22 protein-coding genes and 1 tRNA gene are annotated in these 26,428 nt (G+C 73.4%); 7 read left to right on the plus strand and 16 right to left on the minus strand.

The features are described 5' to 3' along the window. Positions 1–9: 9 nt before the first annotated feature. From ATM99_RS10110 to ATM99_RS10130, 5 genes are all read right to left on the minus strand, one after another. The gene (locus ATM99_RS10110) at positions 10–1,035 is read right to left on the minus strand and encodes a 6-phosphofructokinase (protein WP_062102797.1); all 1,026 of its coding nucleotides are present in this window, start codon (positions 1,033–1,035) and stop codon (positions 10–12) included. 163 nt (positions 1,036–1,198) lie between these two features. Beyond that, positions 1,199–2,941: an ABC transporter ATP-binding protein gene (locus ATM99_RS10115; RefSeq protein WP_062102798.1), complete on the minus strand. Its 1,743-nt coding sequence runs from the start codon at positions 2,939–2,941 to the stop codon at positions 1,199–1,201. Beyond that, a complete protein-coding gene (locus ATM99_RS10120; protein ID WP_062102799.1) occupies positions 2,938–3,879 on the minus strand; it encodes an ABC transporter permease in 942 nt (313 codons plus the stop codon). Before ATM99_RS10120 ends, ATM99_RS10115 begins: the two co-directional genes overlap by 4 nt. Next, positions 3,876–4,880: an ABC transporter permease gene (locus ATM99_RS10125; RefSeq protein ID WP_062102800.1), complete on the minus strand. Its 1,005-nt coding sequence runs from the start codon at positions 4,878–4,880 to the stop codon at positions 3,876–3,878. The genes ATM99_RS10120 and ATM99_RS10125 overlap by 4 nt, the downstream gene beginning before the upstream one ends. 17 nt (positions 4,881–4,897) lie before the next feature. Beyond that, positions 4,898–6,571, minus strand: a complete 1,674-nt coding sequence (locus ATM99_RS10130; RefSeq protein ID WP_062102801.1) for an ABC transporter substrate-binding protein — start codon at positions 6,569–6,571, stop codon at positions 4,898–4,900. A 125-nt stretch (positions 6,572–6,696) separates the two neighbouring features. Here ATM99_RS10130 and ATM99_RS10135 point away from each other — a divergent pair, with 125 nt between their 5' ends. After that, the gene (locus tag ATM99_RS10135; protein WP_062102802.1) at positions 6,697–7,527 is read left to right on the plus strand and encodes a class I SAM-dependent methyltransferase; all 831 of its coding nucleotides are present in this window, start codon (positions 6,697–6,699) and stop codon (positions 7,525–7,527) included. A gap of 35 nt (positions 7,528–7,562) precedes the next feature. On the opposite strand, the gene ATM99_RS10140 is transcribed toward ATM99_RS10135, so the two are convergent. The 3 genes from ATM99_RS10140 to polA form a co-directional block, all read right to left on the minus strand. Further along, complete coding sequence (locus ATM99_RS10140; RefSeq protein WP_062102803.1) at positions 7,563–9,224, minus strand: cation acetate symporter; 1,662 nt, start codon at positions 9,222–9,224, stop codon at positions 7,563–7,565. Next, complete coding sequence (locus tag ATM99_RS10145) at positions 9,221–9,592, minus strand: DUF485 domain-containing protein (protein WP_062102818.1); 372 nt, start codon at positions 9,590–9,592, stop codon at positions 9,221–9,223. The genes ATM99_RS10140 and ATM99_RS10145 overlap by 4 nt, the downstream gene beginning before the upstream one ends. A gap of 249 nt (positions 9,593–9,841) precedes the next feature. Beyond that, positions 9,842–12,568, minus strand: coding sequence for a DNA polymerase I (gene polA, locus ATM99_RS10150; protein ID WP_062102804.1), 2,727 nt, complete (start codon positions 12,566–12,568; stop codon positions 9,842–9,844). A gap of 18 nt (positions 12,569–12,586) precedes the next feature. Between polA and ATM99_RS10155 the strand changes: the two genes are divergently transcribed. Beyond that, a complete protein-coding gene (locus ATM99_RS10155) occupies positions 12,587–12,997 on the plus strand; it encodes a PaaI family thioesterase (protein WP_062102805.1) in 411 nt (136 codons plus the stop codon). On the opposite strand, the gene ATM99_RS10160 is transcribed toward ATM99_RS10155, so the two are convergent. Beyond that, positions 12,913–13,578 carry a GNAT family N-acetyltransferase gene (locus ATM99_RS10160; RefSeq protein WP_223304969.1) on the minus strand — a complete coding sequence of 222 codons (666 nt, stop codon included), beginning with the start codon at positions 13,576–13,578 and terminating at the stop codon, positions 12,913–12,915. The two genes, ATM99_RS10155 and ATM99_RS10160, sit on opposite strands and share 85 nt — an antisense overlap. A gap of 323 nt (positions 13,579–13,901) precedes the next feature. Between ATM99_RS10160 and ATM99_RS10165 the strand changes: the two genes are divergently transcribed. From ATM99_RS10165 to ATM99_RS10180, 4 genes are read left to right on the plus strand one after another with little or no spacing between them, the layout of a single operon-like run. Further along, entirely contained in the window at positions 13,902–15,338 is a 1,437-nt protein-coding gene (locus ATM99_RS10165; protein WP_223304971.1) for a branched-chain amino acid ABC transporter permease, read from the plus strand. Positions 15,339–15,353: 15 nt separating this feature from the next. Continuing rightward, positions 15,354–16,340 carry a branched-chain amino acid ABC transporter permease gene (locus ATM99_RS10170; protein WP_062102807.1) on the plus strand — a complete coding sequence of 329 codons (987 nt, stop codon included), beginning with the start codon at positions 15,354–15,356 and terminating at the stop codon, positions 16,338–16,340. Beyond that, positions 16,330–17,283, plus strand: coding sequence for an ABC transporter ATP-binding protein (locus tag ATM99_RS10175; RefSeq protein ID WP_062102808.1), 954 nt, complete (start codon positions 16,330–16,332; stop codon positions 17,281–17,283). The genes ATM99_RS10170 and ATM99_RS10175 overlap by 11 nt, the downstream gene beginning before the upstream one ends. Further along, on the plus strand, positions 17,280–18,092 hold the full coding sequence (locus ATM99_RS10180; protein ID WP_062102809.1) for an ABC transporter ATP-binding protein: 813 nt from the start codon (positions 17,280–17,282) through the stop codon (positions 18,090–18,092). Before ATM99_RS10175 ends, ATM99_RS10180 begins: the two co-directional genes overlap by 4 nt. Before the next feature lie 377 nt (positions 18,093–18,469). On the opposite strand, the gene ATM99_RS10185 is transcribed toward ATM99_RS10180, so the two are convergent. Further along, positions 18,470–19,765, minus strand: a complete 1,296-nt coding sequence (locus ATM99_RS10185) for an ABC transporter substrate-binding protein (protein WP_062102810.1) — start codon at positions 19,763–19,765, stop codon at positions 18,470–18,472. A 203-nt stretch (positions 19,766–19,968) separates the two neighbouring features. After that, entirely contained in the window at positions 19,969–20,655 is a 687-nt protein-coding gene (locus tag ATM99_RS10190; RefSeq protein ID WP_046530561.1) for an ANTAR domain-containing response regulator, read from the minus strand. Positions 20,656–20,800: 145 nt separating this feature from the next. On the opposite strand from ATM99_RS10190, the gene ATM99_RS10195 reads away from it, so the two are divergent. Next, positions 20,801–20,874, plus strand: a tRNA-Leu gene (locus ATM99_RS10195). A 360-nt stretch (positions 20,875–21,234) separates the two neighbouring features. Here the strand turns inward: ATM99_RS10195 and ATM99_RS10200 are convergent. The 5 genes from ATM99_RS10200 to pyk form a co-directional block, all read right to left on the minus strand. Continuing rightward, complete coding sequence (locus ATM99_RS10200) at positions 21,235–22,239, minus strand: MerR family transcriptional regulator (protein WP_062102811.1); 1,005 nt, start codon at positions 22,237–22,239, stop codon at positions 21,235–21,237. Further along, positions 22,226–22,948, minus strand: a complete 723-nt coding sequence (locus tag ATM99_RS10205) for a HEAT repeat domain-containing protein (RefSeq protein WP_082659543.1) — start codon at positions 22,946–22,948, stop codon at positions 22,226–22,228. The genes ATM99_RS10200 and ATM99_RS10205 overlap by 14 nt, the downstream gene beginning before the upstream one ends. A gap of 87 nt (positions 22,949–23,035) precedes the next feature. Beyond that, positions 23,036–23,587, minus strand: a complete 552-nt coding sequence (locus tag ATM99_RS10210; RefSeq protein WP_062102821.1) for an isochorismatase family protein — start codon at positions 23,585–23,587, stop codon at positions 23,036–23,038. 194 nt (positions 23,588–23,781) lie between these two features. Then, positions 23,782–24,792 (minus strand): RDD family protein, encoded by a 1,011-nt coding sequence (locus tag ATM99_RS10215; RefSeq protein ID WP_190278813.1) that lies wholly within the window; start codon positions 24,790–24,792, stop codon positions 23,782–23,784. Positions 24,793–24,895: 103 nt separating this feature from the next. Next, positions 24,896–26,332 carry a pyruvate kinase gene (gene pyk, locus ATM99_RS10220; RefSeq protein ID WP_062102813.1) on the minus strand — a complete coding sequence of 479 codons (1,437 nt, stop codon included), beginning with the start codon at positions 26,330–26,332 and terminating at the stop codon, positions 24,896–24,898. Positions 26,333–26,428 lie beyond the last annotated feature (96 nt).

Raw genomic sequence — 26,428 nt, forward strand, 5'->3', positions numbered from 1 at the left:
GCCGACCCGTCACGCCAGCGCGCGCGCGACCGTCAGCATGTCCTGCGGGACGTGCTTGACCTTGCCCGCGATCTCCTCGATGGGCACCAGCACGACCTCCTCGCCGCGGATGGCGGTCATGACGTTGGTCGTGCCCGCGGTGACCGCGTCGATGGCCGCGACCCCGAACCGCGAGGCGAGGATCCGGTCCGCCGCCGTGGGGATGCCGCCGCGCTGGGTGTGCCCGAGCACGGTGACGCGCGTGTCGAAGCCCGTGCGCTGCTCGATCTCGACCTTGAGCCGCTCGCCGATCGCGCCGGCGACGATCTCGCCGAACTTGCCGACCTGGGTCTCGTAGTGCATCGACGTGCCCTCGGCGGGGACCGCGCCCTCCGCGACCACGAGGATCGAGAAGCTCGCGTGCGCGCGGTGGCGGTGCTTGAGGAACTTCACGACCTTGTCGATGTCGAACGGGTCCTCGGGCGCGAGCACGAGCTCGGCGCCGCCCGCGATGCCCGACGTCACCGCGATCCAGCCGGCCGTGCGCCCCATGACCTCGACGATCATCACGCGGTTGTGCGACTCGGCGGTGGTGTGGATGCGGTCGATCGCCTCGGTCGCGATGCTCACCGCGGTGTCGAAGCCGATCGACGCGTCGGTGCCCCACACGTCGTTGTCGATCGTCTTGGGGATGCCGACGACCTTGACGCCCGCCTCCGCCACCTTGCTCGCCGCGTGCAGCGTGCCGTCGCCGCCGATGCAGATCAGCGCCTCGATGCGCTCGGCCTCGAGGGTCGCGAGCACGGCGTCGAGCCCGCCGTCGGACGCGTGCGGGTGGAACCGCGCGGTGCCGAGCAGCGTGCCACCGGTCGGCAGCACGTTGCGGATGTGCTGGCGCCCCATCGGCATGACGTCGCCGTCGACGACGCCCTTCCAGCCGTTGCGGAACCCGATGATCGAGTGGCCGTGCTCCCCCTCCCCCCGCTTGACGACCGCTCGGATCGCGGCGTTCAGGCCCGGGACGTCGCCGCCTCCGGTCAGCAGACCGACTCGCACGCTGCAGCTCCTCGTTCGCAGGGGTCACCCCCGGGAGAAGTCGGGGGGAGGTGGCCCGCTCCGACGCGGCGCCGTGACCACCCTAGCGAGTGACGCGGGCCACGCGATCAGCCTTCGGTCCCGCACGCGCCGTCGGACCAGCGCGGACGGCGCGCGCGGACCGTCACGCGGTACGCCCGAGGTCGAGGTCCCGACCCGGGATCGCGTCGAGGAGCGTGCGCGTGTAGTCGGTGCGGGGCGACCCGAACACGTCGTCGACCGTGCCCTCCTCGACCAGGCGGCCCGCCTGCATGACGCACACCCGGTCGGCGATCTGCCGCACCACCGCGAGGTCGTGGCTGATGAACAGGTAGGTCAGGCCGAGCCGGGACTGCAGGTCCGCCAGCAGGTGCAGGATCTGCGACTGCACGACGACGTCGAGCGCCGACACCGCCTCGTCGCACACCACGAGCTCGGGCTCGAGCGCCAGGGCCCGCGCGATCGCCACCCGTTGCCGCTGACCGCCCGAGAGCTCCGCCGGGTAGCGCCGCAGCAGGTCGGCGGGCAGGGCGACCTGGTCCATGAGCTCGCGCACGCGCGCCCGCCGCTGCGCGCGGTCACCCAGGCCGTGCGCGCGCAGCGGCTCCTCGACGGTCCGGTAGACGGTGAACAACGGGTCGAGCGACGCGTAGGGGTCCTGGAAGATCGGCTGCACCCGACGTCGGAACGCCACCTCCGCCGCGCGGTCGCGCGACGCGACGTCGGCGCCGTCGAAGCGGATCGTCCCCGACGTCGGCGGCAGCAGGTCGAGCATCATGCGCGCGACGGTCGACTTGCCCGATCCCGACTCCCCCACCACGGCGAGGGTCCGGCCACGCGGCACGACGAAGCTGACGTCGTCGACCGCCGTGAGGTCGGCGCCGCGCCCGAGCAGCCCACGACCGCGCAGCCGGAACACCTTGGTGACGTGCTCGACCTCGACGAGCGGCGGCGCCTGCCCGGGCGCACGCCCCGCGTCCGCGGCGGTACCGACACCGGCGGGCGCGAGCAGGTCCTCGCCCGCCGGCTGCACGACCTCGACGCCCTGCCGCGCGAGCTCGATGCGCCGCGAGGCCAGCGACGGGGCCGCCGCGAGCAGCCGCCGCGTGTACGCGTGCTGCGGGTCGGTGAGCAGCGTGCGCGCGTCGCCCTGCTCGACGACCTCGCCGCGGTACATGACCACGACGCGGTCGGCGCGCTCGGCCGCCAGGCCCAGGTCGTGCGTGATGAGCAGCACGGCCACGCCGAGCCGGTCCGTGAGGTCGGTCAGCCCGTCGAGGATCGTGCGCTGCACGGTGACGTCGAGCGCGGACGTGGGCTCGTCGGCGATGAGGAGCTGCGGCCGGGCCGCGAGCCCCATCGCGATGAGCGCACGCTGCCGCATGCCGCCCGAGAACTCGTGCGGGTACTGCTGCGCCCGGCGTGCGGCGTCCGGCAGGCCGGCCTCGGCGAGCAGCTCTACGGTCCGCGCCCGCACGCCGCGGCCACGCACGACACCGTTGTCGACCAGCGCCTCGTCGATCTGCGCACCCACCCGCCGCACCGGGTTGAGGTTGGACATCGGGTCCTGCGGCACCATCGCGATCCGCGATCCCCGCAGGCGGTGCATCGCGGCGTCGTCGTGGCCCACGAGGTCCTCGCCGTCGAACAGGATCTGCCCGCCGGTGACGGCGCCGTTGCCGGCGAGCAGGCCGATGACGGCCGCCGCGGTCGTGGACTTGCCGGACCCCGACTCCCCCACGACCGCGACGGTCTCGCCGGCCCGGACGTCGAAGGACACGCCGCGCACGGCCGTCGAGCTCCCGGCCTCCGTGCGGAACGTGACCTCCAGGTCGCGGATGCTCAGCAGCGGCCCCGCCGCTGCCCCGGGTGCGTCGGTCACGGTCATCGCCTCCTCGATCGCGGGTCGAGGGCCTCGCGCAGCGCCTCGCCGAACAACGTGAACCCGAGCGCCGTGACGGAGATGCACACGCCCGGCCACAGGGCGAGCCGCGGGGCGATCTCGAGCTCGTTCTGCGCGGCCACGAGCATGCGTCCCCACTCGGCCGTGGTCGGCGAGCCTCCGCCGAGGCCCAGGAAGGACAGCGCCGCGGCCTCGATGACGGCGGTCGCGAGCAGCAGCGTCGCCTGCACGATCACGGGCGAGACGCTGTTGGGCAGCACGTGGCTCATCGTCACGGTCCGCCGGGACAGCCCCAGCGAGCGCGCCGCGAGCACGTAGTCCTGCCCGCGCTGCGCGAGCATCGACCCACGCAGCAGCCGCGCGAAGACGGGCACCTGCACGACGCCGATCGCGATGACGACGGCCGACGGCGTCTGCCCGGCGACGGCGGCGATGGAGACCGCGAGCAGCAGGCTGGGCACGGCGAGCATGAGGTCGACCAGCCGCATGGCGGCCGAGTCGACCCAGCCCCCGAAGGCTCCCGCCAGCAGCCCGATCACGGCACCGCCGGCCAGGCCCAGGAGCGTGGCGAGCACGCCGATCAGCAGCGAGGACCGGGCGCCCCACACGAGCTGCGAGAGCACGTCGGCGCCGTAGCGGTCGACGCCCAGCGGGTGCGCGGCCGACGGACCCGGGATGAACGTGGGGCGCACGTCGGCCCGGCCCGGCAGGGCGCCCGCCGGGAACTGCGCGAGGACCGGCGCGAGCAGCGCGACGACGACGAACGCGACGACGATCGCCGCACCGAGCAGTGCCGCGGGGTTGCGGACCAGCCGGCGGGCCGCGACCCGCCACAGGGCCTCGCCGGCGCGGCGGTCCTCCGCGAGCGCGTCGCCGGCGTCGACGGGCGGCTGCGGGACCTCGTACACCTCGGGTGCGCTCATCGCGTCCTCATCCTCGGGTCGATCAGGCCGTACGACACGTCCACCGCGAGGTTCACGAGGGCGTAGACCACGGCGATGAGCAGGATGAAGCCCTGCAGCACCGCGTAGTCGAGGTTGAACACGGAGTCGGCGAGGAACTTGCCGATCCCGGGGTAGGCGAAGACGGTCTCGGTGAGCACGGCTCCCGACAGCAGGAGCCCGACCTGGAGGCCGATCGTCGTGGACACCGGGAGCATCGCGTTGTGCAGGATCACGCGGCGCCGCACGTGCGGCGCCGACAGCCCCTTCGCGCGCGCGGTGCGGACGTAGTCGGCGTGCTGCACGTCGATGACCGACGCCCGCGTGATGCGCGCGATGATCGCGAGCGGGATCGACCCGAGCGCGAGCGCGGGCAGCACGAGGTGCACGACCGCGTCCCAGCTCGCGTCCCACTCGCGCGTCATGAGTCCGTCGAGCACGTAGAAGCCCGTGGGGTGGGTCGCGATCATCGCGGGGTCCTGCCGCCCCGAGGACGGGAACCATCCCAGCTGCACCGCGAAGAGCCACTTGAGCAGGAACGCGAGGAAGAACACGGGCACCGTCACGCCGAGCAGCGAGATCACGACCGCGGCGTGGTCGACCGCGCGCCCCTGGTACCGCGCGGCGAGGTAGCCGAGCGGGATGCCCAGCCCGACGGCCACGACGAGCGCCACGAGCGACAGCTCGACGGTCGCGGGGAACCGGTTGAGGAACTCGTCGAGCACGGGACGTCCGGTGCGGGTCGACACGCCGAAGTTGCCCTGCAGCAGCTGGCCGAGCCACTGCACGTACTGCTGCGGCAGCGGCCTGTCGAAGCCGTACAGCTGGTTGATCCGCTCCACCGCCTCCGGGGTCGCGCGCTCCCCCAGGAGGGCCGTCGCCGGCCCTCCCGGGAGAGCACGCACCCACAGGAACAGCAGGACCGACAACCCGAGCAGGGTCGGGACGAGCAGCGCGAGGCGCCGCATGATCAGTCGGGTCATCGGGTGGTGCCGCTCCCTCAGTCGCCGAGCGTGACGACGTTGTAGACCTCGTCCTGGACCGGCGAGGCCGGGTAGCCGTGGACGTCGGCCTTGAACGCGAGCGACGGGACCGGGTGCGCGAGCGGGACCCCGGGCAGGAAGTCCATGATCGCGGCGTTGGCCTTCTCGTACGCGGCCTTCTGGTCGTCGATGTCGGCGACGTAGCGCGCGTCGTTCACGGCCGAGAACAGGGCGGGGTCGTCGAAGCCCCACTCGTTCGACGCGCCTCCGAAGAAGACCCCGATGAAGTTGTAGGTGTCGTTGTAGTCGCCGGTCCACCCGAGCAGGTGCAGGCCGTGGTCGGCGCCGCCCTGGATCTTGTCGAGGTACTCCGGGTTCCACGGGTCGGGCACGGCGTTGACGGTGATCCCGACGGCCTCGAGGTCCGCCGACACGGCTGTGAAGACCTGCTCGGGGGTCGGCATGTAGGGCCGCGACACGTTGGTCGGGTAGTTGAAGTCGATCGTCAGGTCGGACTTCCCGGCCTCCGCGAGCAGGGCCTTCGCCTTCTCGGGGTCGTAGTCGTACGTCGTCACGTCGGGGTTCCAGCCCGCGACCGACGGCGGTACGAAGTTGGTCGCGACCTCGGTGCCCTCGGGCAGCGTCTGCGCGACCAGCGCCTCCTTGTTGATCGCGTGCGCGATCGCCTGCCGCACGCGCAGGTCGGCGAGGTCGGGGTTCGCCTGGTTCATGCCCAGGTAGAGGATGTTGAAGGGCTCGCGGTTGACGATCTGGAACCCGGCCTCCTCGAGCGCGACGACGTCGGCGGGTCCGACGAGGTCGTACCCGTCGACGTCACCGGCCTGCAGCGCCTGCCGGCGTGCGGTCGCGTCGGAGATGATCGGGAAGACGATGCGGCGCACCTGCCCCTGCTCGCCCCAGTAGTCGTCGTAGGCCGTCAGGACGACCTGCTCGCCCGGGCTCCACGACTCGAACGTGTACGGACCGGTGCCCGTCGGGTGACCCGTCGCGTACGCGGGCAGCACGGGGGCGTCGCCCTCGCCCGTGACGCCGTCGGCGTCGTACTCCTGCAGCGCGGTCGGCGACTGCATGGAGAACGCCGGGAGCGAGAGCGCCGAGACGAGCTCGGGCAGCGGGCTCTTGAGGTGCACGACCGCCGTGCTCGCGTCGGGTGCCTCGCACGACTCGTACTTGCCGGTGCCGTTCAGCTTCTCGACGTCGCTCGTCGCGAAGCCGCCGTTGACCTTCTGCCAGTAGTACGACAGCGACTCGGACTGCAGGACGCCGGTGAAGCCGTTCCAGCGCTCGAAGTTGTAGCAGACGGCGTCGGCGTCGAAGTCGGTGCCGTCGTGGAAGGTCACGCCCTCCTTGAGCTGGAACGTGTACTGCAGGCCGTCGTCGCTGACCTCCCACGACTCGGCGAGCAGCGGCGCCGGGTCGGCCGTCCCGGGCTCGACGCCGACGAGCCCCTCGAAGATCTGCCGCGCGACGCGGAACGACTCGCCGTCGTTGGCCAGCGCGGGGTCGAGCGAGGCGGGGTCGGACGACGCCGCGAAGATGAACGTGTCACGTCCGCCCCCGGTCGCACCGTCGGTCGTGCCGCCCTGGGAGTCGCGGTCGCTCGCGGCGCACGCGGTGAGCGCGAGCCCCGCCACGACGCCGACCGCGACGATCTGCCACCTGCTCTTCACTGGTGCCACCCTTCGTCAGGACGCAGCGGTGCGCTGCGCCGTGCGGAACCCCCGCGACGGTAGGTGTGCTGTGTCACACCTGTGTTACCGCTGGGTACGCGTTGTGATGCGGACACACTGGTCACGTGGCTCACGGACCCCAGGACGACGACGCGCTCGCCGACGCGGGCTACCACGACGTGCCCGCCGAGGCCGGGGGCCGGGCGGCCCGCGGCTGGTGGGACGCGAACGCCGCGGAGTACCTCGACGAGCACGGCGACTTCCTCGGGCCGGCCGACCTGCTGTGGTGCCCCGAGGGCCTGCGCGAGTCGCAGGCCCGTCTGCTGGGCGACGTGCGCGGCGCGCGTGTCCTCGAGGTCGGCGCCGGGGCCGCGCAGGGCTCGCGGTGGCTGCGCACGGTCGCGGGCGCCCAGGCCGTCGCGACCGACGTGTCCGCCGGGATGCTGGCGGCGGCCGCGCGCCTCGACGCGGCGGTCGGCACCCGGACGCCCGTCGTGCAGGCCGACGCCCGGGTGCTGCCGTTCGCCGACGCGTCGTTCGACGTGGTGTTCACGGCGTTCGGCGCGCTGCCGTTCGTGCCCGACCCCGAGCGTGTGCACCGCGAGGTCGCGCGCGTGCTGCGCCCGGGCGGGAGCTGGGTCTTCTCGGTGACGCACCCGCTGCGCTGGGCGTTCCCCGACGACCCGAGCGAGCACGGGCTGACGGCGACGCGCTCGTACTTCGACCGCCGCCCGTACGTCGAGACCGCGGCCGACGGCCGCGTGCTGTACGCCGAGTACCACCGCACGGTCGCCGACCACGTCGCCGACGTCGTGGGCGCCGGGCTCGTGCTCGACGGCCTGGTCGAGCCCGAGTGGCCGGCGGGCCACGAGCGCGTGTGGGGCGGGTGGGGGCCGGTGCGCGGCGCCCGGCTGCCCGGGACGCTGATCGTGCGCACGCACCGACCGCTCGCCTGAGCACGAGGTCCGGGCCCGGCGGCGGGCCGACCCCGTCAGTGGGACGTCGCCTTCTCGGCGCCCGCACCGGTCAGGGAGCGGACCTCCATCTCGGCGAACTTCTCGGGGTGCGGCTTCTCCTTCGACAGCAGCGTGCCGACGATCCCGAGCAGGAACGCCAGCGGGATCGACACGATGCCCGGGTTCTCGAGCGGGAAGACCGCGAAGTCGACGCCGGTGTCCCGGATCATCGACAGGCTCTCGCCCGTCGCCGGGTCGACCTTGCCGGAGACGACCGGCGAGAACGTGATGAGCAGGATGCACGACACCAGGCCGCCGTACATGCTCCACAGCGCACCCGCGGTGTTGAACCGCTTCCAGAACAGCGAGTACACGATCGTCGGCAGGTTCGCCGACGCCGCGACCGCGAAGGCCAGCGCGACGAGGAACGCGACGTTCTGACCGTTGGCGAAGATCCCGCCGACGATCGCCAGCGCACCGATCGCGACGACCGTGATGCGCGCGACGCGCACCTCGCCGTCGGGGGCGACCTCGCCGCGCTTGATGACCGACGCGTAGATGTCGTGCGCGAACGACGCGGCGGCGGTGATGGTCAGGCCGGCGACCACCGCGAGGATCGTCGCGAACGCGACGGCCGAGATGATGCCGAGCAGGAACACCCCGCCGAGCTCGTAGGCCAGCAGCGGTGCCGCCGAGTTCGCCTTGCCGGGGGCCCCGAGGATCCTCTCGGAGCCGACGATCGCGCCGGCGCCGTAGCCGAGCACGAGCGTGAACAGGTAGAAGATCCCGATCAGCCAGATCGCCCACACGACCGAGCGACGCGCCTCCTTGGCCGACGGCACGGTGTAGAAGCGCATCAGCACGTGCGGCAGGCCCGCGGTGCCGAGGACGAGCGCGAGCGCGAGCGACAGGAAGTTCAGCTGCGTGAGCGCCGACGCGCCGTACTGCCGGCCCGGTTCGATGAGGGTCTCGCCCCCCTCGCCCGCGGTGTCGATCGCGCCCTGCAGCAGCGCGGACAGGTCGAACCCGTACCGCGCGAGCACCCAGACCGTCATGACCCCGGCGCCGGCGATGAGCAGGATCGCCTTGATGATCTGCACCCAGGTGGTGCCCTTCATGCCGCCGACCAGGACGTACATGATCATGAGCGCACCGACGACCGCGATGACGAGCCCCTGCGCGGCCGCGTTGTCGATGCCGAGCAGCAGCGCGACCAGCCCGCCGGCGCCCGCCATCTGCGCGAGCAGGTAGAAGAAGACGACCGCGAGCGTCGAGAGCGCCGCGGCCATGCGCACGGGGCGCTGCCGCAGCCGGAACGACAGCACGTCGGCCATCGTGAACCGGCCCGTGTTGCGCAGCAGCTCGGCCACGAGCAGCAGCGCGACGAGCCAGGCGACGAGGAAGCCGATCGAGTAGAGGAAGCCGTCGTACCCGTAGACCGCGATGGCGCCGCAGATCCCGAGGAAGGACGCCGCCGAGAGGTAGTCGCCGGCGATCGCGGTGCCGTTCTGCGGGCCGGTGAACGAGCGTCCGGCCGCGTAGTAGTCGGCCGCGCTGCGGTTGTTCCGCGACGCCCGGAACACGATGACCATCGTCACGAGCACGAACGCGCCGAAGATCGCGATGTTGACGACGGGCTCGCCGACCTGCTCGGCGGGTGCCGTGGCGGCGAGGACCGCGACGGTGGGCGCGCTCATGCGGGGCTCCCCTCACCCGCGCGGCCGGGCGTGCCCTCGCGCAGGATCGCGCCGGACTCGATGTGCTCGCGCAGGCGCTCGGCGACCGGGTCCTGGGTCCGGTTCGCCCACCGCGCGTACGCCATGGTGATGACGAACGTCGAGACGAACTGCCCGAGCCCGAGCAGCAGGCCGACGGTGACGTTCCCCGCGACCCGCGTGCTCATGAACCCGTGCGCGTAGTTGGCGAGCAGGACGTAGAGGAAGTACCAGACGAGGAACAGCGCGGTCAGCGGGAAGACGAACCGCCGGAACCGACGTCGCAGCTCCTGGAACTCGGCCGAGCGCTGGACGCGCTGGTAGTCGGTCTCCTGGGGACTCTCGGACACGTGCACCTCCGCGGGTCCGGTCGGCTCCGTCGCCGACCGCAGGGGCCCCACTGTGGCGCACATCACCCCGACAATCCAGACTCGGCGGCGCGAAACGCCGAACGAGTCGTATCTGCGACCCACGCGTGTCACGCGATCCGGTGACAGCGGGCTCGGCGGCGCCCGGAGCGGGTTGCCGAGGTCGAGCCCCAGCGCCCCGTCAGCCGGTCGCGGTACCGCCCGGTCGGGCGGTCGCGACGCCGTGCGAGGTCAGTGCCCCGCCGCGTGCCAGCTCGTGCCGACGCCCACCGACACGTCCAGGGGCACGTCGAGCGGACCGCCCGGCAGACCGTCGCCCGCGCGCGCCATGCTCTCGCGCACGAGCGCCTCGACCTCGTCCTGCTCGCCGTCCGCGACCTCGAGCACGAGCTCGTCGTGGACCTGCAGCAGCATGCGCGACGCGAGCCCCCGCCGCGTGAGCTCACGGTCGACCCCGAGCATCGCGACCTTGATGAGGTCGGCGGCGCTGCCCTGGATCGGCGCGTTGAGCGCCATGCGCTCGGCCGTCTCGCGGCGCTGCCGGTTGTCGCTCGTGAGATCGGGCAGGTAGCGCCGACGACCGAGGATCGTCGCCGTGTACCCCGTCGCGCGCGCCTGGTCGACGACCCCCGTGAGGTAGTCCCGCACGCCGCCGAACCGCTCGAAGTAGTCCGCCATGAGCGCCGACGCCTCGCCGACCTCGATCGACAGCTGCTGCGACAGCCCGTACGACGAGAGCCCGTACGCGAGCCCGTAGCTCATCGCCTTGATCTTCGAGCGCATCGCCGACGTCACCTCGTCGGTCGGCACGCCGAACACGCGCGACCCGACGTAGCTGTGCAGGTCCTCGCCCGAGCGGAACGCCTCGATGAGGCCCTCGTCGCCCGACAGGTGCGCCATGATCCGCATCTCGATCTGCGAGTAGTCGGCCGTGAGCAGCGTCGCGTAGCCCGGGCCGACCACGAACGTCCGCCGGATCTGCCGGCCCGCCTCGGTGCGGATCGGGATGTTCTGCAGGTTCGGGTCGGCCGACGACAGCCGCCCGGTCGCCGCGATGGTCTGCTGGAAGGTCGTGTGGATGCGCCCGTCGTCGCCGATCGACCGCAGCAGCCCCTCGACGGTCTGCCGGAGCCGGATCGTGTCGCGGTGCGCGAGCAGGTGCTCGAGGAACGGGTGCCCGGTGCGCGCGAACAGGTCGGTCAGCGCGGCGGCGTCGGTCGTGTACCCCGTCTTGATGCGCTTGGTCTTCGGCATCCCCAGCTGGTCGAACAGCACCTCCTGGAGCTGCTTCGGCGAGCCGAGGTTCACCTCGCGCCCGATGACCGCGTAGGCGTCCGCCGCCGCGGCCTGCACCTGCCCGTCGAACTCGCGCTCGAGCGACACGAGGTCGTCGTGGTCGATCGCGATGCCCGTGCGCTCCATGCGCGCGAGCACCTCCTGCAGCGGCAGCTCGAGGTCGACGAGCAGGCCGGACGCACCGCGGTCGGCCACCTCGGCGCCGAGCACCTCGACGAGGTCGCGCACGGCAGCGGCACGCACCGCCGCACGTCGGCCCTCGTCCGCGCCGTCGACTTCGAGGTCGAGGGCGCCCTGCCCCGCCGAGGAGTCGTCGTCGCCGCCGAGCTCACGGTGCAGGTAGCCGATCGCGAGGTCGGGCAGGTCGTAGGCACGACGGTCGGGCTGGCACAGGTACGCCGCGAGCTCGGTGTCGTACACCACCCCGTGCAGGGGCAGCCCGCGGCCGTCCAGCGCGTGCCACGCCTCCTTGGCCGCGTGCACCGCCTTGCCCCGCTCGGGGTCCGCGAGCCAGGCCGCGAGCGCCGCCTCGTCGGCCGGGTCGATCGCCGCGAGGTCGTACGCGACGGCCTGGCCCGCGCCGTCCGCGACCGCGACTCCCCAGGCGTCCCCGCGGCCGGGCGCACCCGACCCGCGCACGTCCAGGCCCAGGACCTCGTCCCGTCGCGCGTCGAGCCAGGCTCCGAGCCCGCCGACGCCTGCCTCGACGAGGTCGAGCGCGGCGGCGGTCGCGACGCGCTCCTCGCGGCCCTCGTCGGGGAGCATCGCGAACAGCCGGTCGCGCAGGGTCCGGAACTCGAGCTCGTCGAGCAGCGCGTGGAGCGCGGCACGGTCCCACGGCCGCACGGCGAGGTCCTCGGGGCCGACGGGCAGCTCGAGGTCGACGAGCAGCCGGTTGAGCTCGCGGTTGAGCGCGACCTGCTCGACGTGCGCACGCAGCGACTCACCGGCCTTGCCGGTGATGTGCTCGGCGTTCGCGAGGACGCCGGCGAGGCCGTCGTGCTGGCCGATCCACTTGGCGGCGGTCTTGGGCCCGACACCGGGCACGCCGGGCAGGTTGTCGCTGGTCTCCCCCACGAGCGCCGCGAGGTCGGGGTACCGCTCGGGCGGGACGCCGTACTTCGCCTCGACCGCCTCGGGCGTCATGCGGGCCATCTCCGAGACGCCCCGCACCGGGTACAGCACGGTCACCGTCTCGGACACGAGCTGGAACGAGTCGCGGTCGCCCGAGCAGATCGCGACGTGCATGCCCTGCTCGCGTGCCTGCGTCGTGAGCGTCGCCAGGATGTCGTCGGCCTCGAAGCCGGGCTTGTCGAGGACCTGGACGTGCATGGTCGCCAGCAGCTGCTTGATGACGTCCACCTGGCCGCGGAACGGCTCGGGGGTCGCGGCGCGGTTGCCCTTGTACGACTCGAGGCGCTCGGTGCGGAACGTCGTGCGCCCGGCGTCGAACGCGACCGCGACGTGCGTCGGGTCCTCGTCGCGCAGCAGGTTCGCGAGCATCGACACGAAGCCGAAGACCGCGTTGGTGGGCTGACCCGAGGACGTCGCGAAGTTCTCGACCGGCAGCGCGTAGAAGGCGCGGTACGCCATCGAGTGCCCGTCGATCAGGAGCAGTCGCGGGGTCGTCGTGGTGCTGGTCGCTGGCTGGTCGGCGCTCACGGTGCCAACCTATCTGCCATGTCCGACACCGCCGCGCCCCTCACCCCACCCTCCGTCGCCGGCACGTTGATCGAGCGGATGGGCATCGAGCTCGTGGACGTGCGCCCCGACGGTGCGGTCGGCACGATGCCCGTCGCGGGCAACACCCAGCCCCACGGGCTGCTGCACGGCGGCGCGTCCGCCACGCTCGCCGAGACGCTCGGCTCGCTCGCCGCGGCCGCGCACGCCGGACCGGGCCGCGTCGCCGTCGGCGTCGAGCTCAACGCCACGCACCACCGCTCGGCGCGCGGCGGCACCGTGACCGGCACGGCACGCGCGGTGCACCGGGGACGTTCGCTCGCGACCTACGAGGTCGAGGTCACCGACGAGGACGGCCGACGGCTCTGCACCGCGCGCCTGACCTGCATGCTCATCGACGCCCCCGCCTGACGCACCGGAGCGTCGTCGCCCACGGCGCGCTCACGGGCCCGTCGGCGCCGCTCGATGAGGTCCTCGATCCCGCGGACCGAGGACCGACGCGCCGGCGCGGGCACGTCCATCGCGAGCCGCCGCTGCAGGGCGGCCGTGCTCACGACGCGGTGACCGCCGGCCGGCGCGAAGCCCAGCCGGGCGAGGAACCGCTGCATGCCGCGCGAGCCGGGCAGCGGCGCCGCGTACACGTCGGTGGCGCCCGCCTCGTCGGCGAGCTCGGCGGCCGCCTGCAGCATCGCGTGCCCGAGACCCCGGCGCCGCCACTGCGGGCGCACGTACACGGCGTCGAGGCTGACGACCGACCGTGACAGCAGGCCGGGGACGAGCGCGCGGCACAGCACGAGACCGGCCAGCTCGTCGTCGCACGTCGCCACGAGCACCGTGCCGCCGTCGACCGAGCCGAGCACCGCCAGCTGGTCGCGCAGCTCGTCGCGGTCGTCCGTGCAGAGCTGACGGCCCACCCCGGACTCGGCACGCGCCTGCAGGCAGAGGTCGACGAGGTCCTCGAGGTCGGACGCCGTCGCGCGTCGGACGTGCACACCTGGCCGCACTGCGGGCCTCCCGGGGACGAAGGGGCGGTCACGGCGCCGTTCTCCCCCGGGCGGCGCCAGGACGATCATGGCCCACCGCGCCCGCCGTGCCTAGTGGCCCGGCGTGCCCCGTCCCGGTGAACCCGGTCACGACCTCCGGGCGCCGAGTCGTCGCGGACATTCACGCGAAACATCTGCCACGGAACGCTCGCGCCCCGGAAATGAACAGGACACAATTCGTCCCTATCGTCTGCTGACCGGTGGGCGAGGGCCCACCACATCGACGTGCGGCGCCCCGGCGCCCGTGCCCGACCACCAGGACGGAGGTCACCGTGCGAGCAGCCGCGAGCCGGGACCGGACCGTCGCCCTGCGACGCGGAGGTGCGGCCGTCGTGCTGGCCCTCCTCACGGCCCTGACGACGCTCGGCGTCGCGGGGTCCGCGCAGGCGGCGACCACACCGTGCAGCCCCGACGACGCCACCGCGTGCCTCAACCTGACCGCGACGGTGCCCGGCACCGGTCCCGTCGCGGGGGTGGCCCTGACCGTCGAGGGCGAGGGAACGACGGTGGCGGCCACCACGGACGCGGCCGGCAAGGCCGCCGTGCCGCTCACGGTCGCGGGCGAGTACACCGTGACCGTGGACGAGTCGACGTTGCCGGCGGGCACGGCCCTGAAGGACCCGGCCGCGAACCCCGCGACCGTCACGGTCGCGCTGGGACGCTCGGCGGGCCGGATCGTCCAGGTGGTGCCCGCCGGTGAGGCCGGTGCGGAGCCCACGACCGGTGCACCGACGAGCGGGACGACGGCGTCTCCCGCGCCCGGCGCGTCGGCCGACGCGGACGCCGGTGCGGAGGCCGAGGCCAGCGCCGAGGCGTCCGCCGGCCCGGGCACCAACCGGTACGCCCAGCTGCTGCTCGCGGGCACCGTCTTCGGCGTGCTGCTCGCGCTCGCGTCGCTCGGGGCGAACCTCATCTACGGGACCACCGGGCTGTCGAACTTCGCGCACGGCGAGCTCGTGACGCTGGGCGGCATGACGGCGTTCATGGCCGTGCAGTGGTGGCACCTGCCGCTGTGGCTCGCGATCGTCGTGGCCACCGCGGCCGGTGGCCTGGCCGGCTGGCTGCTCAACACGCTCCTGTTCGCGCCGCTGCGACGGCGCGGCGTCGGCATCACGCAGCAGATGATCGTGACGATCGGCCTGTCCCTCGCGCTGCTGTCGGCGTTCCTGTTCTTCTTCGGCGCCCAGCCCGCACCGATCGTGTCGGGGATCTCGCAGCGCATGCAGCTGGGACCCGTGCAGATCTCGGCCCAGTCGCTGATCTCGGTGGCGATCGCGCTCGTCGTGCTCGCGGCCGTGGCGTTCACGCTCGCGCGGACACGTCTGGGGCGCGCGACGCGCGCGGTCTCCGACAACCCCGCGCTGGCCGCCGCGACCGGGATCAAGGTCGAGTCCGTCATCAGCCGGGTGTGGGTGGCGTCCGCGGCGCTCGCCTCGCTCGGCGGCGTCCTGCTGGCGCTCTACCTCAACACGACGCGCTTCAACTTCGGCTCGACGCTCCTGCTGCTGATGTTCGCCGCGATCACGCTGGGCGGGCTCGGGTCGCCGCTCGGCGCGGTGCTCGGCGCGCTCGTCATCGGGCTGGTCGTCGAGCTCTCGACCCTCGTGCTGCCGAGCGACATGCGGTACGCCAGCGCGCTCGTCATCCTCATCCTCGTCCTGCTGCTGCGGCCGCAGGGCATCCTCGGGCGCGCCGAGCGCATCGGCTAGCGGGAGGTCGTCGCCATGGACTTCGGACAGCTCTTCACCAACGTCCTCAACGAGATGCTGGGGCCGACGGCGATCGCGTACGCGCTCGCCGCCATCGGCCTCAACTTCCACTTCGGGCTCACGGGCCTGATCAACATGGGTCAGGCCGGGTTCATGCTGCTCGGCGCCTACGGCTTCGCGATCGCGACCGTGCACGGCGCGCCGCTGTGGCTCGCGTTCCTGGTCGCCGTCGCAGCGGCGGTCGTGTTCGCGCTCCTGCTCGGCCTGCCGACGCTGAAGCTGCGCGGCGACTACCTCGCGATCGTCACGATCGCAGCGGCCGAGATCGTCCGCATGGTCGGTCGCTCCACCGCGCTCACCGACGTCACGGGCGGCTCCGAGGGGCTCACGGGCAACGTCTTCAAGCACACCTTCCAGGACGCCTCGCCCTTCCCGGACGACCGGTGGAGCCTCGGGCCCATCACGCTGGCGACGAACGCCTCGAACTCGTGGTGGCTGCGGATCGTCGGATGGACCCTCGTGCTGCTCGCGTGCCTGCTCGTCTGGCGCCTGATCCGCAGCCCGTGGGGGCGCGTGCTCAAGGGCATCCGGGAGGACGAGGACGCGGTGCGCGCCCTGGGCAAGAACGTGTACGGCTACAAGCTGCAGGCGCTGGTCCTCGGCGGCGTGTTCGGCGCGCTCGGCGGCATCGTGTTCGTCCTGGCGAGCTCGGTGCAGGCCGACTCCCTGGGGCGCCCCGTCACGTTCAACACCTGGACGATCCTGCTGCTGGGCGGCGCCGCCACCGTGCTCGGCCCCGTCCTCGGGTCGCTGCTGTTCTGGGGTGCGCTGATCTTCGTGCGCGGGTTCCTTCGCGGGGTCGTGCCGCCGGACGCGCTGACCGTGCAGCAGATCGAGCAGATCGGCTGGGTGCTCGTCGGCCTGACCCTCATGCTGCTCATCGTGTTCCGGCCCCAGGGCATCCTGGGCGACAAGAAGGAGCTGGCGATCAATGCCCGCTAAGGACGTCGTGGAGCAGGCCCGGCGCGACCTCGCGCACGTCCCCCGCGTCCCGGGGGCCCGCAAGCCGGACGCCGTGCTGGTCGCCGACGGCGTCCGACGCAGCTTCGGCGGCGTCAACGCGGTCGACGTCGAGCACGTCGAGGTCCAGAAGAACGTCATCACCGCGCTGATCGGACCGAACGGCGCCGGGAAGACCACGTTCTTCAACCTCATGACCGGCTTCGACAAGCCCGACGCGGGCACGTGGGTGTTCGACGGGACGCCGCTCGCCGGCGTCGCGGCGTCGCGGGTCGCGAAGGCCGGCATGGTCCGCACGTTCCAGCTCACGAAGGCGCTCGCGCGCATGACCGTGCTGGACAACATGCGGCTGGGCGCGCGCGACCAGCCCGGCGAGGGTCTGTTCTCGGCGCTGGTCAAGCCGCTGTGGGCGGCACGCGAGCGGGAGATCACCGACAAGGCCATGACCCTGCTGGAGCGCTTCAGGCTCGACGCCAAGAAGGACGACTTCGCGGGGTCGTTGTCGGGCGGGCAGCGCAAGCTCCTCGAGATGGCCCGCGCGCTCATGTCCGACCCCGCGCTCGTCATGCTCGACGAGCCGATGGCCGGTGTGAACCCCGCGCTGACGCAGTCGCTGCTGGGGCACATCACCGACCTGCGCGACTCGGGGACGTCGGTCCTGTTCGTCGAGCACGACATGCACATGGTGCGACACATCTCCGACTGGGTCGTCGTGATGGCCCAGGGACAGGTCGTGGCCGAGGGCCCGCCGGCGGAGGTGATGGCCGACCAGGCCGTCATCGACGCGTACCTGGGCGCGCACCACGACACCGACCTCGGCGACGACGCCCTCCTCGACGAGGGTGGCGTGATCGACGCCGAGGCGCAGGCGGAGGCCGACGCCGAGCTGGACGTCGCCGACAAGGCGGAGGGGACCACACCGTGACCGAGACCACCGCAGCCGCCCTGCACCGCGGCGCCCCCGAGGGAGAGCCCCTGCTGCACGCCGACGGCCTCGTCGCCGGCTACCTCCCGGGCGTCAACATCCTCAACGAGTGCTCGCTCGTGCTCCACCCCGGCGAGCTGGTCGGGATCATCGGCCCGAACGGGGCCGGCAAGTCGACGCTGCTCAAGGCCCTGTTCGGGCTCGTCGGCATCCGCGAGGGCTCCCTGACGCTGAACGGCGAGGAGATCAGCAACCTGCGTGCGGACGCGCTCGTGCGCCGCGGCGTCGGGTTCGTCCCGCAGACGAACAACGTGTTCCCCAGCCTGACGATCGAGGAGAACCTGCAGATGGGCGTCTACCAGACGCCCGAGAAGTTCTCCGCGCGCCTGGAGGCCGTGCTCGACCTGTTCCCCGAGCTGACGAAGCGCCGCAAGCAGCGGGCGGGCGCCCTGTCCGGCGGTGAGCGGCAGATGGTCGCGATGGCGCGCGCACTCATGCCCGAGCCGTCGGTGCTGCTGCTCGACGAGCCGTCGGCGGGCCTGTCCCCCGTGCGCCAGGACGAGGCGTTCCTGCGCACCAGGCGCATCAACAGGGCGGGCGTGTCGGTCGTCATCGTCGAGCAGAACGCGCGCCGGGCGCTGCAGATCTGCGACCGCGCCTACGTGCTCGACCAGGGGCGCAACGCGTACTCCGGCCCGGGCCGCGAGCTGATGAACGACCCCAAGGTCATCCAGCTGTACCTCGGCACGCTCGCCACCGACGTGGACGCCGCACGCGCCGCCGACGGGGACGGGGCCGCCACCCCCTGACCCCCACCCGCTCCGCGCGACGAGGCCTCGACCGCCGCACGGTGGTCGGGGCCTCGTCGCGCAGGGCGACGGCTCCGCTCTCGATCGGCGGCGACTCCGCGCCGCCTCGGCGAGCGGGCGCCGCACGCGGCCGCCGCCTCGGCGATCGGACGTGGCACGCGGGGGCGGCCGGTCGGGAACCTCCCCCCGCGGGGGGCTCGACCCCGCACCCGTGCCCGGGCAGACCACGTCGGCGACGTGCCGCGCCCCGGGCCCGACCGCACCGCGTCCGGGGGAGCCCACGCCGCACGGCGCCGCACGGCGCCGCACGTGGGCACGCCTCGACCCCCGGAGCGTGCGCTCCGGGGGTCGAGGCGTGCCGTGCGGCGTCCCGCGGGTCAGCCCTGCGGGACCTCGCCCTCCTCGGAGCGGCTGAAGGTGTACGTGTTCTCGGGGCCGAACTGGTAGATCCCGATGAACGCGGACGACGGGTCGTTGGCCTCGTTGAACGGGCCGACGCCGGACGCCGACTGGTACGCGATGTCCTCGCCGTCCGCGAGGAGCTTCGAGCACTCCTCCCAACCGGTGCACTCCGTGCCGCCGTCCGCACCCGAGACGGCCGCCATGTTGGCCTGGATCGTCTCGCCGTCGGACGCGCCGCCCTTGAGGGCCGCGAGCGCCACGAGCATGGTCGCGTCGTACGACTCCGGGCCGTACGAGTAGTCCTTGAGCCCCGGGTCGACCTCGAGCATGCGGGCCTGGAACTCCTCGGACGGGTAGGCGCCGGGCAGCGTGCCCTGCGCGTTCTCGAGCGTGCCCGCGGGGAACCCGGTGTCACCCGAGGTGCCGAAGTTCTGCAGGTTGCCGTCCACGAAGTACGTCTTGCTCATGTCCCAGCCCTGCGCGGCGAGCTCACGTACGATCGCCGGGGTCTGGTCGGTGAACGCGAGGATCGCGATCGCGTCCGGACCCGCCGCGATCGCGTCCGCGACGATCGTCGCGAAGTTCTGCTCCGCGGGGTCGAACTCCTGGCCCGACGTGCCGTAGACGACCGTGCCGCCCGCGTCGCCCACGACCCCGGCGACGACGTCGCGCAGCGACGTGCCGTACGAGTCGTTGAACACCAGGATGCCGACGTTGGACGCGCCGTCACCGACGATCAGGTTGCCCAGGACGTCGCCCTGGACGGTGTCCGGCGGTGCGGTGCGGAAGTAGAAGTCGGAGTACCCCGACAGGTCCGTCGCCGTGTTGGCCGGGGACACCTGCACGATGCCGGCGCCCGTGATGTCGTCGACGATGTTCTTGGTGACCGACGAGGACGCCGCGCCGATGATCGCGGACACGCCCGCGGAGATGAGCTCCTGGGCCGAGGCGGTCGCGACCGAGGCGTTCTGCGCGTCCGAGGAGTCGGTGTGCGTGACCTTGACGTCGGAGCCGAAGAGACCGCCCGCCTCGTTGATCTCCTTGACCGCGAGGTCCACGCCCGCGATCTCCGGGGGGCCCAGCTGAGCGAGCGACCCCGTCACCGGGAGGATGGTGCCGATGTGGAGCGCCTCGCCGCCGCCACCGTCGCCGGACGACGTCTCGTCGCCACCGCCCCCGGGCTCGTCGGAACCGCCGGCACAAGCGGTGAGCGCCAGTGCGACCACTCCTGCGACTGCGAGCGCACGTCCTGCACGTGTCGAACGAATCATGCGTGTGGTACCCCTCTGTGAGCACTGCACCTGCCGGGGCCCGGCGCGGACCACGGCGATGTGGCGCGAACGTACTCATGGTTTGTGTCCGACATGTGAATCGCAATGTCTCACAGATGTCGTTGCACATTCGTGACCCGCGAAATGCACCGAGCCCGGTCGACGCGGGGCGTCGACCGGGCTCGTGAAGCGGTGAAGAGGCGTCAGGACGCGGCGCCGCCGACCTGCTCGATGACGGCGTCCGCGACCTCGCGCATCGTCAGACGACGGTCCATCGACGTCTTCTGGATCCAGCGGAAGGACTCGGGCTCGGTCAGGCCCATCTTCGTCATGAGCAGGCCCTTGGCCCGGTCCACGCGCTTGCGGGTCTCGAAGCGCTCCGCGAGGTCGGCGACCTCGGACTCGAGCGCGGTGATCTGCGCGTAGCGGGAGATCGCGATCTCGACCGCGGGCAGCAGGTCCGCCGGGCTGAACGGCTTGACGACGTAGGCCATCGCACCCGCGTCGCGCGCGCGCTCGACCAGCTCGGTCTGCGAGAACGCCGTGAGGAGCACGACGGGCGCGAGGTGCGCCTTGCCGATGCGCTCGGCCGCCGAGATGCCGTCGAGCACGGGCATCTTGACGTCCATCACGACGACGTCCGGCTTGAGCTCGGTCGCGAGCTCGACGGCGCGCTCGCCGTCGCCCGCCTCGCCGACGACCTCGAACCCGGCCTCGGTGAGCGTCTCGACGACGTCCATGCGGATGAGCGCCTCGTCCTCGGCGACGACCGCACGGCGCGCGGGCCGGCCGGACGACGGCGCGGCGGCGCGGGGCGCCGGCTCGGCGGCGGGCAGGTCCAGACCCTGCGTCGCGTCCTGCGTGGGCTCGGTGCTGTCGTCCGTGGTCACGTGCACAGCGTAGTGCGCATCGACCCGTGGACGCGCGGTCCGCCACGTGGTCACCGTCACGCGGCGTACGCGGGCCTGCTCCGCCGCGGCGAGGAGACGGCCAGCGCGCACCGCGGGTCGGCCGTCGGCGCTAGGCTGGCGCGCGGCCCCGATAGCCCAACCGGCAGAGGCGTTCGGCTCAAACCCGATCCAGTGTGGGTTCGAATCCCACTCGGGGCACACGTACGACGGAGACGCTCGGGACCCCGGACGTCGTCGACGCCGTGGGCGAGCGCGCACGTGACGTCGCGTCCGCGGGCCGTGGGGTCGCGACGGCGGCCGAGGCCGGACGGGTCGAGCCGACGGTCGCGGAGACGAGACCCGGCGCGCCGGCCACACGGGCGGCCGACGCGGCACGCGCCCTCGGCCCACCAGCGGGGCTGCCGGCGGCGGTGCGAACAGCTCGCCCCCTCCCGACGACGCGGCGGGCAGAGTTCACCCGGTCGGAGGGACCGTCGGGACGCCGTCCGCGACCGGCGTGCGCACCGGGGCGCGCACCCGAGGCACGCGGCTCACCTCGGGCGCGGTCGGCGCCGCACCTCACTCGTCGGGCGCACGCGTGCGCAGCACCGCCGTCGCCGTCAGCGCCACCGGACGCTCCGGGTCCGCCGCCAGGCGCTCGAGGAGCGCCCGGGCAGTCGACCCGGGGATCTCGGCGAGCGCGCCCGCGAGGCGCTGCCGAGAGGCCGTGTCGGCGGTCGGCAGCGCCTCGGCGACCCGACCGCCGACCTCGTCGCGCACCGCGTGCCGGGTGGCGAGGGAGCCGAGCGCCTCCGCCGCCTCGACGTCGGCGCGCCCGGTGACGACGAGCGTCACGAGGTCCGCTACCGTCCGGACGTCGCCCCGGGCCGCGAGCGCGAGCGTGGCCCGTGCGGCGACGGCGGGGTCGGTGTCGGTCCGCGCGGTCCGGAGGGCCGCCTCCGCCTCCGGCACGTCGATCCCGGCGAGCGCGACGACGGCGCGGTGGCGTCGCGCGGCGTCGGACGAGGCGAGCGCACCGGCGAGCACCGGGACCGCGGACGCCCCCGCGCGTGCGGCGGCCCAGCGCAGGGCGCCGGCCGCGTTCGGGTCGGGTTCGGCCAACGCGGCCTCGGCGAGCGCCGCGCCGTCGCTGTCGTGCGGGTCGGTCACGCGCAGCGCGGCGCGGAGCCGTCCCGACGGCGTGCGTCCCGGCGCCAGTGCACGGACGAGACCCACCGTGCGCAGCACGTCCGACCAGGCGGTGGACCCGCCGGCCCTGACCCGCACCAACCGGTCGAGGAGCTCCTGCTCCCGGTCGCGGCGCTCGCGTGCCGCCGCGGTGAGCTCGTCGACGACGGCCACCGGATCGAACGCGGGGTCGTCGAGCGCGCGGGCCACGTCCCGGAGCGTCAGGCCCAGCGACCGCAGCGCCTCGACGTGGAACAGCCGCCGGACGTCGGCGTCGGCGTACTCGCGGTAGCCGGCGGCCGAGCGCCCCGTGGGCCGCACGAGGCCCACACGGTCGTAGTGCCGCAGCATGCGCGCGCTGATGCCGGAGCGCGCCGCCACCTCACCGATCAGCACCGGCCGCTCCCCCGCCCGTGGGCGCGGCCGCCAGCGCGACCACGCGGCGCGCCTCGGCGAGCGCGGCGTCGAACGCCTCGTCGGGATCGGCCACGAGCCGGCGCGTCGCCGCGGCGTGCGCCCTGGCCTCCTCGTCGCCCTGCTCGACCGCGCGGTCGAGCGCCGCCGTCGCCGCACCGCCCAGGCCGACCAGCGCCCGGCTCAGGCTCAGCCGGACGTCGCGGCTCCCCCGCCCGAGCTGCGCGACCAGGAGGGCCGCGAGCCGCTCGCGGTGCTCCGGGGGCGCGAGCACGACGGCGGCCCGCCAGGCCGCGCGGGCGACCTCGTCGTCCGGGTCGCGCAGCAGGGCCGCGGTGACCGCGGGCCAGGCACGCACGTCACCGATCTTCGACAGCGTGTGCAGCGCCTGGCTGCGCGCCTGCGGCGTGGCCGAGGCGAGCTCGTCGACCAGCGGAGCGACCGTGAGGTCGGCGTCGTGCCGCGTCAGGGCCCACGTGAGCATCTCGCGCACCTGGAAGTCCGGCTCGACGGCGCACCGCCGCACGAGCGGGCCGACCAGCGCGGGCTCGGGTCGCGTGCCTGCGGCGAGAGCCGCCCGCAGGCGCGTCGAGGACGCCGGTGCCGCGAGCCCGCTGACGACGTCCTGCACCGTCGGCCCCGCGGCGCGGGCATGCGTCGGGCCGGGTCCCGTCTCCTGCTCATGGTTCATGTCGACCACCTCCGCCGCCCATGGAAGGCCCTGTCACCGTGACAAGGTCAAGCGGCCCGCGACCACACCGTCCTGGACACGGTCCGCTCAGTCGAAGCTGACGTCCGCGGTCGTCACCGTGCCCGCCGTGCGCCCGGGCGCGGACTGGAAGTCCCAGTACAGGTTGGTGTGGGCGACGACCTCGGCCGGCGACGGCGCACCCCACTGCGTCAGGTCCTCGGTCGTGTGCGCGTCGCCCACGAGCGTGACGTCGTAGCCGCGCGTGAACGCGCCGTGCAGCGTCGAACGCACGCACGCGTCCGTCTGCGCGCCCGTGACCACGAGCCGTCCCACGGCCCGGCCGGCCAGCACCTCCTCGAGGTCCGTGGCCTCGAACGCGTCGCCGTAGCGCTTGTGGACGACCGCCTCGTCGTCGGCGACCCGGAGCTCCGGCACGACGCGCCACGCGTCCGAGCCGTGCTCGATCTCGTCGCTCGAGTGCTGCACCCACACGACGGGCACGCCCTGGTCGCGAGCACGGTCGACCAGCGACCCGATCCGGGCGACGACGCCGTCACGGTCGTGCGCACCGGCCACGACGCCGACCTGGACGTCGATCACGAGCAGCGCGGTGGCGGGGCGGTTCTCGAGCGTCGTCATGACGACCTCCGGGGTGGGCGGGCTGCGGCGGAGCAGGACGTGGAGCCGGGTCGAGGGCGGCGTGACCACCGACGGCGGGCACGAGGTCGTCGAACAGGCTCACGGTACGGCCCGCCACCGACATCCGCGCGGACCACCGTCGGCCGGCCTCGGACCACGCCACGGCGGGCCGGAAGGGGCCGGACGGGCCTGCGTCAGGCGGACGTCCCCGCGAGGTCGGCGACCGTGAGCGTGAGGTCGGCGGAGCACTCGACCGTGCCCTGCGCGAGGTCGACCCGGCTCCGGACGTCGAGGCTGCCGGGCCCGGCGACGGGCCGGGCGACCTCGACGGCGGCCTCCACCCCGGCCGTGAGCCGGCCGACGCCTTCGCCCTGCTGGGTGAGACCGCGGGCCTCCCCGTCGTTCGGCGTGAGGGAGGCCGTGACGTCCACGTCCTCGCTCCACCCGCTGCCCGGCAGCGCGGTCCACACCACCCGGACGGTCCCGGGCGCGCTCGTGACGTCCCGCCGGATCCCGAGCCGCATCTGCCACACGCGCGGCTCGTCGACCTCGACCCGCGCCACGAGGCCGTCGGGCGACCCGTCCTCGAGCACGCACGGCACCTGGGCGACCGTGCGGTTCGTCGCACCACCGCTCTGCACGAGCCCACCGAGCAGACCCGCGACGCCCAGCGTCGCGGCCACCGCCTGGGCCACCCGGGTGGACCGCTGGTCGACCGGGCGCCACGCGGTCGGCCACGGGTCGCTGACCGCGACGCTGCGCGCGAGCGAGTCGGCGAACGTCCGACGCTGCGCGTGCCAGACGGGCCGGAGGTACCCGACGAGGAGGATCGCGTCGAGCAGGTGCAGCAGCTGGCGCCACAGCGTGCGCAGCATCCCCAGCGGCCGTCCGGTCCGGTCGTCGAGGACCACGACGCCGACGGCGCGCTTGCCGATCGTGGCACCCGTCCACGCCTGCAGCGCCAGCTGCACGACCAGCACGGCGGCGACGGTCCACGCCGCAGGTCCGCGCGCGGCGTCGTCACCGGCGCCCCAGGACGGCAGACCGGGCCACGGCGCGGGTACCGCCGCACCGGGTGCCGCGAGCCACACCGCGAGCGCCAGCAGGCCCGAGTCCATCGCGAAGGCGAGCACCCGAGCGAGCCACGACGCATACGCCGGCCCGCCGAGGTCGGTGCGGGCCGGCGGCGTCGTGGGGAGGGTCACCCCGGCCATGCTGCCAGAACGCAGGCGCGCACCTCCGTCCGCGCGGGGGACGACGACGGCCGCCGCCCCGTGCGGGGCGGCGGCCGTCGTGCGGTCGAGCGACTCAGGCGATGCGCGTGCGCGCCGCCTCCTCGTCACCGATCTTGTGGACCACGACCGTGTTGGTCGAGCCGACCACGCCCACGGGGGTGCCCGCGACGACGACGACGTAGTCGCCGACCTCGGCGAGGCCGTTGGCGCGCAGCGTCTGGTCCACCTGGCTGACCATCGAGTCGGTGCTCTCGACCGACGGCACCTGGTAGGTCTGCACACCCCACGACAGCGACAGCCGGCTGCGCACCGACTCCTCCGGCGTGAACGCGAGCAGCGGGATCGACGAGCGCAGGCGCGACATGCGGCGGGCCGAGTCGCCCGACTGCGTGAACGTCACGAGGTACTTCACGCCGATGCGCTCGCCGATCTCGGCGGCGGCACGCGTGATCGCGCCACCGCGCGTCGACGGCACCGAGCCGAGCGGCGCGATGCGCTCACGGCCGAGCTCCTCGGTGCTCTCGATGATCCGCGCCATCGTGCGCACGGCCTCGATCGGGAAGTCGCCGACGCTGGTCTCGCCCGAGAGCATGACCGCGTCCGCGCCGTCGAGCACCGCGTTGGCGCAGTCCGAGGCCTCGGCCCGCGTCGGGCGCGGGCTCGTGATCATGGACTCGAGGACCTGCGTGGCCACGATGACGGGCTTGGCGTTGCGGCGGGCCAGCTCGACCGCGCGCTTCTGGACGAGCGGGACCTGCTCGAGCGGCAGCTCGACGCCCAGGTCGCCGCGGGCGACCATGATGCCGTCGAACGCCTGGACGATCTCGGCGAGGTTCTCGACGGCCTGCGGCTTCTCGATCTTGGCGATGACCGGGACGACCCGGCCCTCCTCCTCCATGATCCGGCGCACGTCGTCGTAGTCGGCCGCGCTGCGCACGAACGACAGGGCGATGAGGTCGGCGCCGACGTTGAGGGCCCAGCGCAGGTCCTCCTCGTCCTTGTCGCTCATGGCCGGCACGGACACCGCGACGCCGGGCAGGTTGAGGCCCTTGTTGTTCGACACGGGGCCGGGGACCTCGACCCGCGTGACGACGTCGTTGCCCTCGACGGCCGTGACGCGCACGAGCACCTTGCCGTCGTCGATGAGGATCGGGTCGCCGGGCTTCACGTCGCCGGGCAGGCCCTTGAACGTCGTCGAGACGCGCTCCTTGGTGCCCTCGACGTCGTCCGTCGTGATGGTGAAGACGTCGCCGACCGCGAGGTCGTGCTTGCCGTCGATGAAGCGGCCCAGACGGATCTTGGGGCCCTGCAGGTCGACGAGGACGGCCACCGAGCGACCGGAGGCCTTCGCCGCGGCGCGCACGTTGTCGTACACGCGCTTGTGCACCTCGGTGTCACCGTGGCTGCGGTTCAGGCGCGCGACGTCCATACCGGCGTCGACGAGGGCCTGGACCTGCTCGGGGGACTCGGTCACCGGACCGATGGTGCAGACGATCTTGGCTCTACGCATGGCTCGAGACTATGCCTTCCTGGATTTCGGCCGCAGGCCGGACGTCCCGGTCGACGGACCCGGCCTGCGGGTACGCCCGACCGGGGAGGGTGGGTC

The organism is Cellulomonas sp. B6, from assembly GCF_001462455.1.
Taxonomy (GTDB): Bacteria; Actinomycetota; Actinomycetes; order Actinomycetales; family Cellulomonadaceae; genus Cellulomonas.